General features: G+C 61.3%; 15 protein-coding genes. 3 read left to right on the top strand and 12 right to left on the bottom strand.

Annotated elements, in window-relative coordinates; translation table 11 throughout:
- Positions 1-849 precede the first annotated feature (849 nt).
- From IRI77_RS13795 to IRI77_RS13750, 10 genes are all read right to left on the bottom strand, one after another.
- A complete protein-coding gene (locus tag IRI77_RS13795; RefSeq protein ID WP_194452628.1) occupies positions 850-2,127 on the bottom strand; it encodes an HNH endonuclease in 1,278 nt (425 codons plus the stop codon).
- A gap of 380 nt (positions 2,128-2,507) precedes the next feature.
- On the bottom strand, positions 2,508-2,645 hold the full coding sequence (locus IRI77_RS13790) for a hypothetical protein (protein WP_194452627.1): 138 nt from the start codon (positions 2,643-2,645) through the stop codon (positions 2,508-2,510).
- Between the two features lie 289 nt (positions 2,646-2,934).
- On the bottom strand, positions 2,935-3,579 hold the full coding sequence (locus IRI77_RS13785; RefSeq protein WP_194452626.1) for an SMI1/KNR4 family protein: 645 nt from the start codon (positions 3,577-3,579) through the stop codon (positions 2,935-2,937).
- Between the two features lie 308 nt (positions 3,580-3,887).
- Positions 3,888-5,117: an MFS transporter gene (locus IRI77_RS13780; protein WP_194452625.1), complete on the bottom strand. Its 1,230-nt coding sequence runs from the start codon at positions 5,115-5,117 to the stop codon at positions 3,888-3,890.
- Positions 5,117-5,455: a hypothetical protein gene (locus tag IRI77_RS13775; protein WP_194452624.1), complete on the bottom strand. Its 339-nt coding sequence runs from the start codon at positions 5,453-5,455 to the stop codon at positions 5,117-5,119. The genes IRI77_RS13780 and IRI77_RS13775 overlap by 1 nt, the downstream gene beginning before the upstream one ends.
- A 19-nt stretch (positions 5,456-5,474) precedes the next feature.
- Positions 5,475-6,065: a cysteine hydrolase family protein gene (locus tag IRI77_RS13770; RefSeq protein ID WP_194452623.1), complete on the bottom strand. Its 591-nt coding sequence runs from the start codon at positions 6,063-6,065 to the stop codon at positions 5,475-5,477.
- 55 nt (positions 6,066-6,120) lie between these two features.
- A complete protein-coding gene (locus IRI77_RS13765; protein WP_228486728.1) occupies positions 6,121-6,573 on the bottom strand; it encodes a MarR family winged helix-turn-helix transcriptional regulator in 453 nt (150 codons plus the stop codon).
- Between the two features lie 253 nt (positions 6,574-6,826).
- Positions 6,827-7,222, bottom strand: a complete 396-nt coding sequence (locus IRI77_RS13760) for a hypothetical protein (RefSeq protein ID WP_194452622.1) — start codon at positions 7,220-7,222, stop codon at positions 6,827-6,829.
- A 585-nt stretch (positions 7,223-7,807) separates the two neighbouring features.
- Entirely contained in the window at positions 7,808-8,107 is a 300-nt protein-coding gene (locus tag IRI77_RS13755) for a hypothetical protein (RefSeq protein ID WP_194452621.1), read from the bottom strand.
- Positions 8,108-8,274: 167 nt separating this feature from the next.
- Positions 8,275-8,865 carry a DUF4256 domain-containing protein gene (locus IRI77_RS13750; protein WP_194452620.1) on the bottom strand — a complete coding sequence of 197 codons (591 nt, stop codon included), beginning with the start codon at positions 8,863-8,865 and terminating at the stop codon, positions 8,275-8,277.
- A 171-nt stretch (positions 8,866-9,036) separates the two neighbouring features.
- On the opposite strand from IRI77_RS13750, the gene IRI77_RS13745 reads away from it, so the two are divergent.
- On the top strand, positions 9,037-9,225 hold the full coding sequence (locus IRI77_RS13745) for a hypothetical protein (RefSeq protein WP_194452619.1): 189 nt from the start codon (positions 9,037-9,039) through the stop codon (positions 9,223-9,225).
- Positions 9,226-9,234: 9 nt separating this feature from the next.
- Here the strand turns inward: IRI77_RS13745 and IRI77_RS13740 are convergent, their stop codons facing one another.
- Together IRI77_RS13740 and IRI77_RS13735 are read right to left on the bottom strand one after the other, a co-directional pair.
- The gene (locus IRI77_RS13740; protein WP_194452618.1) at positions 9,235-10,239 is read right to left on the bottom strand and encodes a serine hydrolase domain-containing protein; all 1,005 of its coding nucleotides are present in this window, start codon (positions 10,237-10,239) and stop codon (positions 9,235-9,237) included.
- 464 nt (positions 10,240-10,703) lie between these two features.
- Entirely contained in the window at positions 10,704-11,054 is a 351-nt protein-coding gene (locus tag IRI77_RS13735; RefSeq protein ID WP_194452617.1) for a DUF2200 domain-containing protein, read from the bottom strand.
- Between the two features lie 169 nt (positions 11,055-11,223).
- On the opposite strand from IRI77_RS13735, the gene IRI77_RS13730 reads away from it, so the two are divergent.
- Complete coding sequence (locus IRI77_RS13730) at positions 11,224-11,637, top strand: ExbD/TolR family protein (protein ID WP_194452616.1); 414 nt, start codon at positions 11,224-11,226, stop codon at positions 11,635-11,637.
- Between the two features lie 202 nt (positions 11,638-11,839).
- Positions 11,840-13,012, top strand: a complete 1,173-nt coding sequence (locus IRI77_RS13725) for a hypothetical protein (RefSeq protein WP_194452615.1) — start codon at positions 11,840-11,842, stop codon at positions 13,010-13,012.
- The last annotated feature ends 41 nt before the right edge of the window (positions 13,013-13,053 follow it).

The following is a 13,053-nucleotide window of genomic DNA, read 5'->3' as shown; positions in this document are numbered from 1 at the left end:
CTACTGACCGACTGCCAATCAGCGCCGGCGCGCGTGCTGGCCCTTCACGGTCGCTGGCGCTGGCCGGGTGGCGTCTTTTCGGGTGTCGTCCTCTCAAGAAGTTGGATCAATCGCGAGTTACGCTGTGGCTTTCGGCACCCGGCCAGCAGCGAAGTCGCCGGGCCAGTGGTTGGCACGGGTTCGGCAGGATCGCACGCGTGTCTGTGGGAGGCGGCTCAGCTTGGGGGCGGTGTCTTTCGACGAAACGTGACGGGTGGGCTAGCGAACCACTCATGGGCAAGGGCTCTGATGAGCGGGACCGCTCCCGCCTGTAGTGTCGTTCGAAGAACAGTCGGGGGGCATCTGGATTGCAGGATTCGGATGGGCGAAGGTTCCAGATAGACTAACTGAGCGGTTTGCGGCCAGAGCCTAGTATTTAGCCCAAATTAGTAGAGGAATGTTATGGCAGAACAGCGTGAGCGGGGAGCTGGAGTGTTAGAAGGTCGGCGATGCGGCTGAGGGTTTGAATTTGAGGGTCGAGAGTGATTGGTTTAAGAGGTTGCGGTTTGGGGCTTGCGGATGTCGGTGATATCCGGGGGGCGCGGCCTGCAGATTCCAGGGTGCCGGCGGCAGTTGCGGGAACAGGGTGGTCGGTTCGGGGGGGGCGACGGGGCAGGCGGGTTTCGGCCGGGTGCCTGCAATTCAGGGTTACTGGCCGACTTTTCGGTGCAAATCCGCCATCGGCGGTTTTCAGCTTGGGCGACTTCAATCTCAGGTAGGGTAATGGCATACTGCTACAGGCGATTCGCACGGAGTGGTGCGTTTTCAGCACCGGTCGCGCCGGGACGGCGACTTCCAAGTATCAGGGCGTTAATCTATCTTCGGTTTGGGGCGTCGGGGTCGTTGCTGTCCAAGTGTGTTGCTGCTCCATGATTGAAGCATGCGATCGGACGTCGACGATTGCCAAAGTACCGAGGCGGGTCGGCAAGGCATTCGACCGCGAACTAACCACCCTTCTGCACCAGCTTCCGAAATCTGACGCTTAAGTTCGTTCGCCCAGATATCGCACCCTCGGTCGTGGTCCGCGGTGCGAATCACGAGCGGCGCTTCGGTCAAGCCTTGCGGATTGATTGGGGTAAATCGTTCCTGATTTGTTGAGATATCCAGTATTCCTACGGCGGCACAAGGCTCACGGTTCGTGGTCCTGGATGCCAGCTTACAGTACATTCGAATGGTGCCGAAGAGAACGACCAAACCGTGCAAGCCCGTTAAGCCGCGTTCTACATAGATGGCATGCGAAAGCAGCGGCAGTTCGTTGTCGACTGACGGGAAGGGTCTGAAGTCCCTTCTGGCCTCGTCAACACGCGTTTCGTCTCCTCTTAGGACCCTCATCGCCGGTTGGATGTCGGCGGCATCGAAGTGAGGCAGTAGGCTTGAGAGTGCTGCAGACATCTTCATCGCCAGGCGACCAAAGTCGGGACCAAACTCAAAATCGAAGTGGCGCTTCTCAAACGGAACACGGTAGCTGACCTCCTGAATCTCCACAGGAAGTCCTTCTCTGGTGCGACTGACGGCGAGTGCCTTGACTTCTTTCATGCTCCTGGCTTCAACCGAAATCACCCGACCATGCTCGTCGCGGATCACCTTCGGCTTTGTGCGAATCAGAACTGGTCCGCCATCGCGGTGCTCCAAATCATAAAGTTCGCCGTGATGTTCATATGCGCGTTCCCATCTGACTCCTTGTTTGAGCGGGATTTGCGACAGTCCCAGCGACGACAACATAAGCTGAAACGAAAGCAATTGCCGCGCCGCCTTAGACTCAAAACGCGCACCGAAGATTTTGTTGTTACACGTCGCGCATGCCGGTATCTTTCGAGTGCCACCTAGGAAATCCGGGAAGATGTGGTCACGGGAGATCTCAATGATCTGGGCCGCGCAGTAAGGACAAACTGAGCGCACATTCTCTAGGGTCGCACACTGGGCTGCGAGGCTGAGGCAGAACCGTTGCACTTGGGGTGAGGGCAACTCAAACTGGAGCTGCCGTGGAATTCCTGAATCTTCGGCATCGTCGCTCGGATGTCCAACACTGCACAGAACGCCACCGCTCTGGCCAACTGGAAGCGAGGAGCGCCATCTCTTTACTGTCAACGCTCTCATCCTCTGCACCCTCGGCCGGCACGTTCCGGGATCGCGATCCTGGCGGGGCAGTCGGGAGGACGTCGCGGGAATTCTGCGCTGTTCTTGGAGCCGCGGACCTATTGAGGAGGTGCTGCCGATGCTGCCCTCGGAGCCCGAGTTTTTCTGCAGCGCCTTCGGGCCATCTATCCCCTCATCGACCAAGGAGAGGAGTCAGCCGCCTTGCAGCATCTCGAGATCACACTCTCGGCGTGCGGCGTAATGCGGGGCCGTATCGGCATGCCATCTACATTGAGTCCGCCTGCCCCAGTTCGAGCATTCGAAAGAACCACGAATAGGCTGGGGAATGGAGGAAGCGGAGGACCGCGCACAGGAAACCACGCGCGCTCGATTCAGACGATGCAGTCGATGCAGAGATCGCCATCGCCGAAGGCGGCTTCGAGGATGCCCTGCAGCACCTGGAAGCCGCCCAAGGCCATCTCGACAAATCTGGACTCGATTCCGGCCTGGCCCGCTTTGCCCGGGAGCAATGCGCACAGAGTGCATCCCTGTGCCGGGATGCCCTGCTGCGAAGAAAACGATGAAAGCTGCACGAATTCCGTCGGCTGATGCAATCGTGGTTGTGGGTCACAGACCAGGAGCCGCGTGGCAGGTTGCTAGAGAGGAACTCCCTGTGCCTTCCTGGCGAGAAGCCGAGTTATCGTTGCCGATTCTTGAATGGGGCGCCGACCGCACCAGGGATTTCTGGACTTCCAACGGGGAGAGCTAGCCGAGAGCCAGTCGAATCAGATCGCTGATCGTCGCTTGCTGCATGGATTCTCAGCGGGTCCGTGGTGGAGGCTCTTGCAAGAGGGTGCGATGGACCCATGCCTGATACCATTTCCAGAATGTGAGGCGCGTAGCCGGGTCCGCGAGCAAGGTGTCGAGCAATCGATCATTGGCGCGAAGCCGGTCTTCCACCGTCACTGCGAGCGAGTAGTCGGGGTGACTGGCGCTCTCAGGTTCGTAGTCTCCTCCAGCTTCGTAGCCCCAAATCGAACCACGTTCTGGTCCGCTGGTGATCAGAACCCACATGTGTCCACATCCCACATTTGCAATTGGGAGAATGCCATTATCAGGATAGGCACGGTTCACTTGTTTTAACTCCGCAGAGAGAGTTGGCTCGAAGACTATGCCCGCCGAACTTGGCGGGTCGTTGCCGAACTCACGGATTGATGCTGCGAGTGAAAGGATCCCGTAGCCGGGTCCCGCCCCACCATTTCCGCAGGTCAACAAGAACTGACGATAGTCTTCGGGAATTCTGGTTCCTAGTACCGCCTCCGCCAGCTCAAGCTCATCGCTCTGTATGCAAGGATTCATCTCGTATCGATGAATTGCGGCGCCGAACTGACGAAGGAAGGGGTCATGGCGACGCAGGCTATTCAACCACGTCCCAAGCTCGATTGCAGTAGGATCGGTCACCATAACTTAGGTTAGTACCTTGCTCAAACGTCCGTGGACCAGGTTCCCGAAAGCGATGCTGAGCCGGAGTATCCGATGTTGCACCAGTTCCGCGGTACGAGCATGGAAGGGCGCTGGGCTGAGCGTTCGCCGAAAGGGCTGCTGGGAAGCTTTCGCTGGTTTCCGGGCGAAGGCGTTCCTTTTCTCGACCGGCTGGTCTTGAGGTCGCGAGCTCGGGAGAAACGACGTATTCGGATCGTTCACAGATCAGCATTGCGAAGGCGGAGCGGTGGTGTTTGGTGACGCGATTGCCGAGGTTGTGTCAGCAGACTTTACAGGCCGGGCGGCTCCACGTGTGGTGGTGCTTTTCGACCGCACAGAACAGTGACTGCGACGAGGGCGGCGGCGAAGCCCGCTGCCGCGCCGATGCCGAGGGACCAACGCGGGCCGAAGTGGTTGGCTACCCAGCCGGCGATGGGCGCTCCGAGGGTGGTTCCACCCAAGGCCACGGCGACCCGGAGGGCCATCACCCTGCCTCGCATGGAGGGTTCCGCGGAGAGCTGCATGATGCTGTTGGTGCCGTTGGTCAGGGTAAGGGCCGCCGCTCCTGTGATGGCGAGCGCCGCGGCGAACCACCAGTAGCCCGGGGCGAGGGCGGCCAGGGTGCAGCCCAGTCCGAAGATGCCGGCTCCGGTGGCGAGGGAGGCGAGGTTTGGCTTCCTGCGGCCGGCAGCAAACAAGGCTCCCGAGAGCGAGCCCACGGCCATGATGGAGGAGAGCAGGCCGAACGCACCGGCTCCGGAGTGGAAGACATTCACGGCCATGGTTGAGATGTAGATGGGAAAGTTCAGCCCGAAGGTGCCGATCAGGAACAGCATGACCAGAATCGCGCGGAGGTCGGGTGTTCTCCACACGCAGCGAAATCCCTCCAGGAATCCGGAGGTGGTGGGATGCGCCCTTGGTCTTTCCCGCAGTTCCGAGAGACGGAAGAACGACATCGAGAGCAGCACCGCTCCGAACGAGAGGCCATTCAGAAGAAAAGCCCAGCCGATGCCCACCTGGGCGATCAGCAGGCCGGCCACGGCGGGGCCAAACATCCGTGCCGCATTGAAGGAGGTTGAGTTCAAGGCCACGGCATTGGAGAGGTCTTCGTCGCCGACCATCTCCGCCACGAAGGTCTGCCGAACCGGCGCATCGAGCGCGGCGCCGGAGCCGGACAGGAAGGCGAAGACATATACGTGCCAGAGCTGGACGACTCCGGTGATGGTGAGCACGCCCAGGATGAGCGCGAGCAGGCCCATGGTGGCCTGGGTGAGCATCAGGAGTTTGCGCTGGTTGAGGCGGTCCGCGGCCGATCCCGTCCAGGGCAGGAACAGAAGCTGCGGCGCGAACTGCAGGCCCATCACAATGCCCAGCGCGGTGGCGTCCCGATGGGTGAGTTGCGTCAGCACCAGCCAGTCCTGGGCGACGCGCTGGATCCAGGTGCCGATGTTGGAGACGAGGCTGCCGGCCATCCAGAGGCGGAAGTTGCGGCTGCGCAGGGAGCGGAAGGTACCGGACACTAGGTCCGTCCTATGGGCGGCGGCGTGTTGCCTCCATGGAACTGGCCGAAGTGACGGGCGGAGAAGATACTGACGAGTAGCGCGCCCAGTGAGAACGCCAGGATGTGGCTGGCCGCCCGTGGTTGGAACGAGCCGACGTGCAGGAGGAGCAGGTAGCTGACCGCGGCGTTAGCGAATCCCCAAACCACGTTGATTGTGGAAGAGGAGAGTCCCTGGCCGGACGGTTTGGCAAAGGGGGTCTGAAAGGAGCGTCCCAGCGTGCCGGAGACGAGGTGGGGGATCGCGTTGGCCGCAAAGAGGCCGCCGATGAAGTAGGACACCAGGTAGAGCCAAGTCATGATGCAGAGGTCCTTTCTTTCAAGCCGGCTCTTTCAGGCCGGTTGGTCCTTCCCGGCCTTCCAGCAGCGAGATGATTTCCTGTGAAGAGCCTGTCTCGCCGAGGCGAGGGAAGACGTTGCTGATGCTGTACTCGTGCGCTTCCTTGCGGATATCGGTGATGGCGTCGAGTGCCAGGGTGACGTGGAACCCCTGCTCGTAGGCCTGGCGTGCGGTCGCCTCCACGCCGCCGGAGGTTACTATCCCCGTCACAACTACCTGGGTGACGCCTTGTGCCTTGAGCCGGCGTTCCAGATCCGTTGTGGCGAATGCGCCCCAGCTCCTCTTCGTGACGAGGAGGTCGTCCGGCTGCTGATCGAGCTGTGGCAGAAGGTCTGTCCAGCCGGCGGAAAAGGGTGCACTGACGCGCGGGCCTTGTTCCGTCCGGCCCGGTGGGCGTCCCGCTACATTGACCAGGGCGACCGGAAGGTGTTTCACCCGGAAGACGTCGATCAGGGCGCGGGTCCGGTTGATGACCTCGGCTATGGGATGAATGAAGTTTCCGGTGACGAGGCCTTGCTGCAGGTCAATGACGAGCAAGGCGGTGTTGGGGTCGAGTGTGGTCAACGGCATGGATTGTTCTCCTCGAGCACAGACTCACAGGGGCAAACAGCCGGTCACGCCAGGATCAATCTTCTACGAGACGCGTCAGGAGGGCGAGCGCGGCCTGAAGCTGCTGCTGCTCCTGGACAGAGAGTTTCTGCGAGACCCGGGCGGTGAGCCAGTCCTGCCGCGCGGCCCTGCCTTCCTGGAGCATTTTGAGGCATTTGGGCGTCAGCGACATGAGTGTTTGGCGCCGGTCGTCCGGGTCGGGCGCGCCCTTGACCCAGCCGGCCTGCTGCAATGGGGCCACTACTGAACTCATGGACTGGGGCCGCATGCCTTCCGCTCGCGCCAGATGAGATACCGTGGCCGAACCCTCTGTTTCCAGCCGAAGGAGAACCGAGACCTGGGATGGCGGCAGGTCGTGGTGGTGTCCGTGCTGACGCAACCGCCGCTTGAGTTTGCCGAAGACTGTGCGGATGTCTGAGGCCAGGGTGGAAGCGAGCGGGGCGGGGTTGGCGGGCTTTCGATTGCTCACTGCTTCAGTATCGCATGTATACAGGTAAGCTGTGAAGTTTACCTGTATACATGATCAGGTGAGGCCTGAGTGGCGATCTCGGATGGATGGCCGGGCTGGGACGCCAGGCATGGTGGATGCGGCAGCCTGCGGCGGGCCGGAGGGCGGAGAGTCGGCGGACTGTTCGTTTGTCCGTCTCTGCTGGGGACCCACTCCTGTCGCCGTGACTTCGTCGAGTTGAGTGGTGGTCGAGGTAGCCGCCGATCTGCCCCGCTTAGAGTTCCGGATCCACGGAAACATCTCGAAAGGTTGCTTCGTGCTCGAGGATGTTCTGGAAGAACTGGGCGCACTCGTCGTCGTGGCTCATGTGGCCGTGCTTCAGGAGTTTCTCCTTTGTCGACCTGAGCTTGTCGATTTGGAGAACCCACTCGCGAAGACCAGCCTTCTCTGTGGCGCACGCTGCTGCGCCCAAAAGGTATTTTCGGCCTTTCCAGTGGGCATAGCTGTACCAGCCCCAGTCTTCGGCCTCGGGTGCGGAAATCTCAAGTGTGCCTTGCACCTTCCCAATGAGCCAAAGAAGGAGTGATTCCCCGAAGATCGGATTGATCGGGTTCGGCCGCTCCTTTGTCACGTCGAAGGAGGCTGTGAAGAAGCGGATGACTCGTGCCACTCTGCAAACACCATGATGAGCTTACTGCAGACCTTGTGGTGCCGCTTGGGGCTGCCCGGTGGCGGCTTAGGGGATCGGGCTGCGGAGACCGTTCAATTGAAGACGGGCTGGGAGAGGAAGGGGCTACCGCATGGAGGGGTGCGGTGTCTATCCGCTCACTCACGGGCCGCGGCTCAATTTGCGGCTTTCTCGGCTTTGGCGGCCTGTGGGGCCATGCTGGGCTCCATCGAAGATGCTCGACTGGCCGAGGCCCGAGCCTTGCCAGTCGCGGTTCGCAACGCGGTGGGGACCATTCCGTTGAAGACGCCCGCGTAGCCCGTCGCTGCGCTCCGGGACTGGGGATGTGGGGGCGGCTTCCTCCGCTTTGGCGGCCCGCACGGCAATGGAAGACCCCGATGAATGTCCGGCCGGCGAGGGGCTACGTGCCTCGGGGTGGTTGACCAGAGGGCGCCTTACCGGATACGTCCGGCAACTGGGGCTTTCTTTGATTTCGCGGCCCGGCGCGGGGATGACGCAGCGGGGGGCTGGGCGTCACGAATCCATGTACGTGATGGTTCTATGGGAAGGGCCGGGGGTAACCCAGGTCTATCCCACCCAGTCGGAGAGATCCTCGGGATTTCTGTCGACTGTTTCCGTTAGTATCGACAGGCAGGTACGCAAAGCCCTTGGGTTGCCCGTTACGGCCTCCTGTGCCAGCTGCTTTGTCTCCGCGAAGAAGGCGGCGGCTCCCGCCGAAAATGCTGCTTCCTCGAAATAGCCCTGCGCAGCCAGGGCCAAGCCAATCCGCGCAGACTCATACCCTGAGCAATCGGGCCGGTGCAGCACACCTCGCAATGGAGCCTCCCACTGGCCGGCATACTCCGCGAAACTGGCAAGGATGCTCACAGCTCGGCGCCTTGCCGGCTCGTTGGCTGTTGACAGGAGGTGCAGGGCAACCGTGGCACCTTTCCAAACCTCCTGCCATCCAGCGCCAGAGGTTGAGGCCGGTTCAAGCCCCGGCGCTCGAGTGTGGTAGCCCGTGGCGGATGTCGCGGGACTTCCGCCTGGGCGGGCTAGACCCGGAGCGAGCCGCGGAAGCCCCTGGCGGCATAGTAAGACTCCGCGCCGTTGTGGTAGACGAAGACCGCGTTGTAACGGCGATCACAGAAGAGGGCGCCGCCGAGTTTTCGGATTTGCGGAGGTGTCCTGATCCAGCTCGAGGTCTTTGTGTCGAATGCTCCGAGTTTCTGCAAGTCCCGATACTGGTCTTCCGTCAGGATCTCGATGCCCATGGCTGCCGCCCTGTCGAGCGCACTGCTCTCTGGCTTGTGCTCTTTTCTGGACTCCAGCGCTTCGCGGTCGTAGCAGAGGCTTCTGCGGCCGATTGGGCTTTCCGTCGAACAATCGCAAAAGATGAACTCGCCAGTTGTTTCATCGTGACGCACAACGTCCGGTTCACCTCCGGTCCGCTCCATTTCGCTCAGGGACCAGAGCTTTTCAGAGTTGGCTTCCAGCCTCGCTCGTACATGATCCCAGGCGAGAGCTGCGTGGCGGTTCGCGTTTTTCTCGAAACGGGCCTTGCATGCTCCGAGCAGATGTTCCCGCTGTTCCGGCGACAGGATCTTGCCGTTGCTGTGGGCGGTGCCCTGGGTTCTTGCTTTCATCGATCCCTCTCTCTTCCGGCGGGGGCCAGGCCGGGAAGCCGGGCGGAGAAGGAGCAGCCCCTCGCCCGATGCATGCATGAGAGTATCCCACGATCGCTGGATGGGGAATGCTCATTGGGCAGCGCCACACAAGTTAAGAGTAGTGACCTCGCCTGGAGCGGGTCGCCCCAATTGAACTCGTTCGGGCCCAATATGTTGCTGGCCAAGGAGCTGATTGAGGCGGGGTACAAGGAGCCGGTGCGGCAGTTCTTCGACGAGTGCAGCCTCTTCTGGCGGCTGGACCGAGGGCGGCTGAAGAGTTGGGCCGCTGTGATGGATTCCAACCAGATGCCCAACTTCGGAGCGAACCTGATTTACTGATGGACTGCTTCATTTCAGCCAGGCGAAGGCCAGGGTGTCCGCGTCCATTGCGATGTCGATGATCGGCTTTGCAATGTTCAGGGCATCCTGGCCGTTTGCGAAGATCACGACGCCGGACTTTCCTGCCGGGTCGGCCATGACAAAGGCTTTGAAGGCGCCGTTGTCGCCCCAATGCCAGAGCAGGATGCCCTTCGGTTCGCGCTGGATGCCCCATCCCAAACCCCAGAAGAGCGTCTTCGACAGCTCCGTGGGTTGTTGTTTCACACAGATCCTGCACGCCGGGTCGAGCGCGATCTCAGGCGTCTCCATCTGACGGAGCGCGGAGGACGAAAGCCCTTTGCCATTCAGGACCGCGTCGACGAAAAGCGCATAGTCTTTGGCTGTGGTATTCAGGCTGGATGCGGCTCCGGCTTCCTTGGGCTTCCACAGTTCACCCGGTGCGCCCTTGGAGTCATAGCCTGTAGCGGTCAGGGCATCAAAGCCCGGTTTCCACACATAGCTGCTGTTGGTCATCCCCAGGGGCTTGAAAACAGCTTGGTCCATGTAAATTTCCAGCGGTTTCCCGGTTATCTGCTCGACGACGCGCTGCAGATAGATGTAGCCCTCACCTGAGTAGCTGAAACGTTCGCCGGGGGGGAAGTAAATGGGCAGCGAGCCGTCGTCACCCCGCCAATTCGGGAAGCCGGTTCGATGACTCAATACCAAGCGAGCGGTGATGCTGCCTATGCGTTCATCCGGAATGTAGGGCTTTGCCAGGTAGGAGCTCAGCGGGGTATCGAGATCGAGTTTCCCTTGGTCGACCAGCTTCAGCACGCCGTACGCGAACACGGGTTTGCTCAGGGAGGCGGCTTCAAAGACCGTGTTCGTTCTGACTGGTGCTCCTGTCTTCTTGTCCTTCACCCCGAAGCCGTGCAGCCAGACCGTCTTCCCTCCTCGGATCAGGGCGATTGACAGTCCAGGAACTCCGCCCTGTTGCATCAAGCCTGGTGCCTCGCTTTTTAGCCGCGAGATCACATCCTGCGTCGACCGCGGTGAGGGCGTTTGTGCCTGTAGCCTCGGGGCTCCTATTACCCCAAGAGTGACTGCCCCTGCTACAAGCAGCCTGCTCACCTCGCAGAAATCTCTCATGAATGGCGCCTCCTCGCGAATCCCCAGCCGTTTCCCATCTGTGGGGGAATGGCAGTGATCGTTTCTAGCTGCTACGTGGAATTGGCAGTTTGGGTTCCGTGGTCAGTCCTGCCGGCTCATCTTGTTACACCCAATGCTGCGTGGAGGGCGCGGCAGCCGGACGATGAGGGCAGTTCGTCGGTTGGCCGATGGTCGAACGGGGATCCATTCCTTCACAGGAGGCTCCCGGCACCCGTGACGGTGTTGGGGCCCAGACGATCCGAGGGGAGTGCAGGGCGATGCGAGCTTATTGGCGGATCGAATCAACAGCTTTGTGATGGGCCGTTATGCCGTGGCCGGCGCGCTCGAAGCTACTTCCTCAGGATCTTGTCCATGGCCCTGCCCTTGGCCAGTTCATCCACCAGTTTGTCGAGGTAACGGACCTTCTGCATGAGCTTGTCCTCAATCTCCTCGACGCGGTAGCCGCAGATGAGGCCGGTGATCTTGGAGACGTTGGGATTCATTTGCGGCGCCTGGGCGAAGAAGGTCTCGAAATCGACCTTCTTTTCGATCACCTGCTGCAGGGCCTTTTCGTCGTAGCCCGTGAGCCAGTGGATGATGGTGTGGAGTTCCTGCTTCGTGTGGCCTTTTCGCTCGACTTTGGCGACGTAGTGCGGGTACACGCTCGCGAACGACATTCTGTAGACTCTGGCGTTGTCCATGCTGGGGCCTTTTGCTCTTCAAAGCATAGCGTTTTCGGGTTGGATGCTGGCGGGCCTGTGGGGTTCGAACGGCGATTCGGGCGGCGGCCCTCACCTATTCAGAGGCGAGAGTGCTAAATTGTCAGCGCGGCATCGACTTACGAAGAGAGCATAGGAGAAAGGACTCGGCATGATGAAACTGTGGATCGAAATGTTTGTAGCGGGTTCCCTGTTGACCTGCGTGGCGGGCGCCCAGGAAGCCCGGCAGCCCGCACTGCGGAAAGGCGTCTCTGTTCAGATGCCCGTGGCGGCGCATGCGGTGGAGATGAGGGCGGCCGACGAGCCCAATTCCACGGTTGTCGCCATAGGGGCGAATGGAGAAGTGTATGTGGGCGTCCAACGCACCGAGCCCGGGGCCTTGAGCGAGGTGAAGGCGGAGACCGTGTATGTCAAGGCCGACGCACGGGCGCCGTTCCAGACGGTGCTCTCCGTGCTGGATGCGTTGCGCGGGAAGTCGGTGGTGCTGCTCGCCGCCGCTCCTGCCAACGCGCAGAAGGAGAAGATCATACCGCCGTATGGGATCAAGTTGATGGTGGCGCGGTGAGGAATCGTGTTTAGTGTGAGCGGGAACGCGCGGCGCCGGTGACGGTTCGCGGCAGCGCCGGTTCCGAATTGCTGGCGGGCGACACGCGATCACCGGGCTCCGGATTGTGGGCGGCACTGGTTCTCTCTTTGAATGGGCCCCGCGTTACCCGAAGCGGGCGCGGCGTGTGAGCTACAATGGCTCCACCACCGGGGGGCCATCAGTGAAGAATTTCGTCCTGGGTATCGTTCTGGCCGGATTTGCCGGCCGCATTTCGGCTCAGAACCTGATCTGTAATGGAGGGTTTGAATCGCCGCAGCTTGGCGCCAGCGGTGGATTCACGGACATGCCGTGCTGGCATTCGAGCACCACGCAGAAGCTGGAAGTTCAGAACAAGAGCGCCGGCTATGTGCAGGGTGTCATCGGGACGCAATACGTCGAGCTGGACGTGAATACAAACTCCGACATTTACCAGGACATTCCGACCGTCCCAGGGCAACGGTACATGATCCGATTCTGGGCCGCCAATCGGATTGGTTCGACGCGGAGTGCGTTCCGGGTGCTGTGGGACGAGGCGCTGCTCGGCACGGCCCTGCGGGATAGCGGGCAGACTACGTTTGGGCGGTTCGCCGCCGAGGTGGTGGCTACCAAGACGGTGAGCCGGTTTGGCATTGCGGCGGACGGGCCGAGCGACAGCCTGGGGGATCTGGTGGACGAGGTGAGTGTGACGCCCATTCCGGCGGCGGGCTCGCGGCTGGGGTACACCTATTACCTTCCTCACTACGCCGACGGGGCGGAATGGAGTTCCAGCCTCTCCCTGGGGAATACGTCGCCGAACTTCGCGGCGACCGTGCAATACACCGTATATGGAGACGATGGGACGGAATTGGACCCGCTGCTGAACGGAGCCGTTACGTTGGGGCCGACGGCTTCGACGGTGATCGATTCGCCGCAGCCGCCGGCTTTGCGGACCGGTTGGGTGAAGGTGCAGTCGAGCGAACCGCTGCAGGCGACCGTGATCTTTCGCAGCGCGGTGGCGGGCCGGCTGGATCTGGAAGCCACGGTGCTGGCGCGGGAGTTGACGACGGAGACGGTGGCTCCTTATGACAACGTCGGGTTCACTACCGGGCTGGCCGTGGTGAATCCCGGGAGTGCTCCGCTGACGTTGGCATTTGTCTTTCACGGAAGCGCGGGCGGGATTCTGTCGACGGCGAGTTTGCCGCTAGGCCCGAATGCGCACCTGTCGTTCGCGATTCCCGCGAAGTTTCCGCTGGTGGCTGAGCGAAATGGACTGGTGGAGATCCGGGCTACGGATGCGGCCGGGAATCCGGCGAATTTTGTGCCGCTGGGGCTGAGGTTTACTCCGGGCGGGGCGTTTACTGCGTTGCCGTACTAGGGGGGCGGGTGACCAGTCGGCGGATGTTGCCTGCGATTTGA

It is taken from the genome of Paludibaculum fermentans, assembly GCF_015277775.1.
Lineage (GTDB): Bacteria > Acidobacteriota > Terriglobia > Bryobacterales > Bryobacteraceae > Paludibaculum > Paludibaculum fermentans.
This window is presented reverse-complemented; position numbering and strand designations above follow the sequence as displayed.

What these genes read in the sequence shown, in the direction of transcription:
- IRI77_RS13785 (WP_194452626.1), bottom strand. Translation starts at nt 3,579, where the DNA reads ATGGTGACCGATCCTACTGCAATCGAGCTTGGGACGTGGTTGAATAGC.
- IRI77_RS13775 (WP_194452624.1), bottom strand. Translation starts at nt 5,455, where the DNA reads ATGACTTGGCTCTACCTGGTGTCCTACTTCATCGGCGGCCTCTTTGCG.
- IRI77_RS13770 (WP_194452623.1), bottom strand. Translation starts at nt 6,065, where the DNA reads ATGCCGTTGACCACACTCGACCCCAACACCGCCTTGCTCGTCATTGAC.
- IRI77_RS13730 (WP_194452616.1), top strand. Translation starts at nt 11,224, where the DNA reads ATGATGAAACTGTGGATCGAAATGTTTGTAGCGGGTTCCCTGTTGACC.
- IRI77_RS13750 (WP_194452620.1), bottom strand. Translation starts at nt 8,865, where the DNA reads ATGAAAGCAAGAACCCAGGGCACCGCCCACAGCAACGGCAAGATCCTG.
- IRI77_RS13735 (WP_194452617.1), bottom strand. Translation starts at nt 11,054, where the DNA reads ATGGACAACGCCAGAGTCTACAGAATGTCGTTCGCGAGCGTGTACCCG.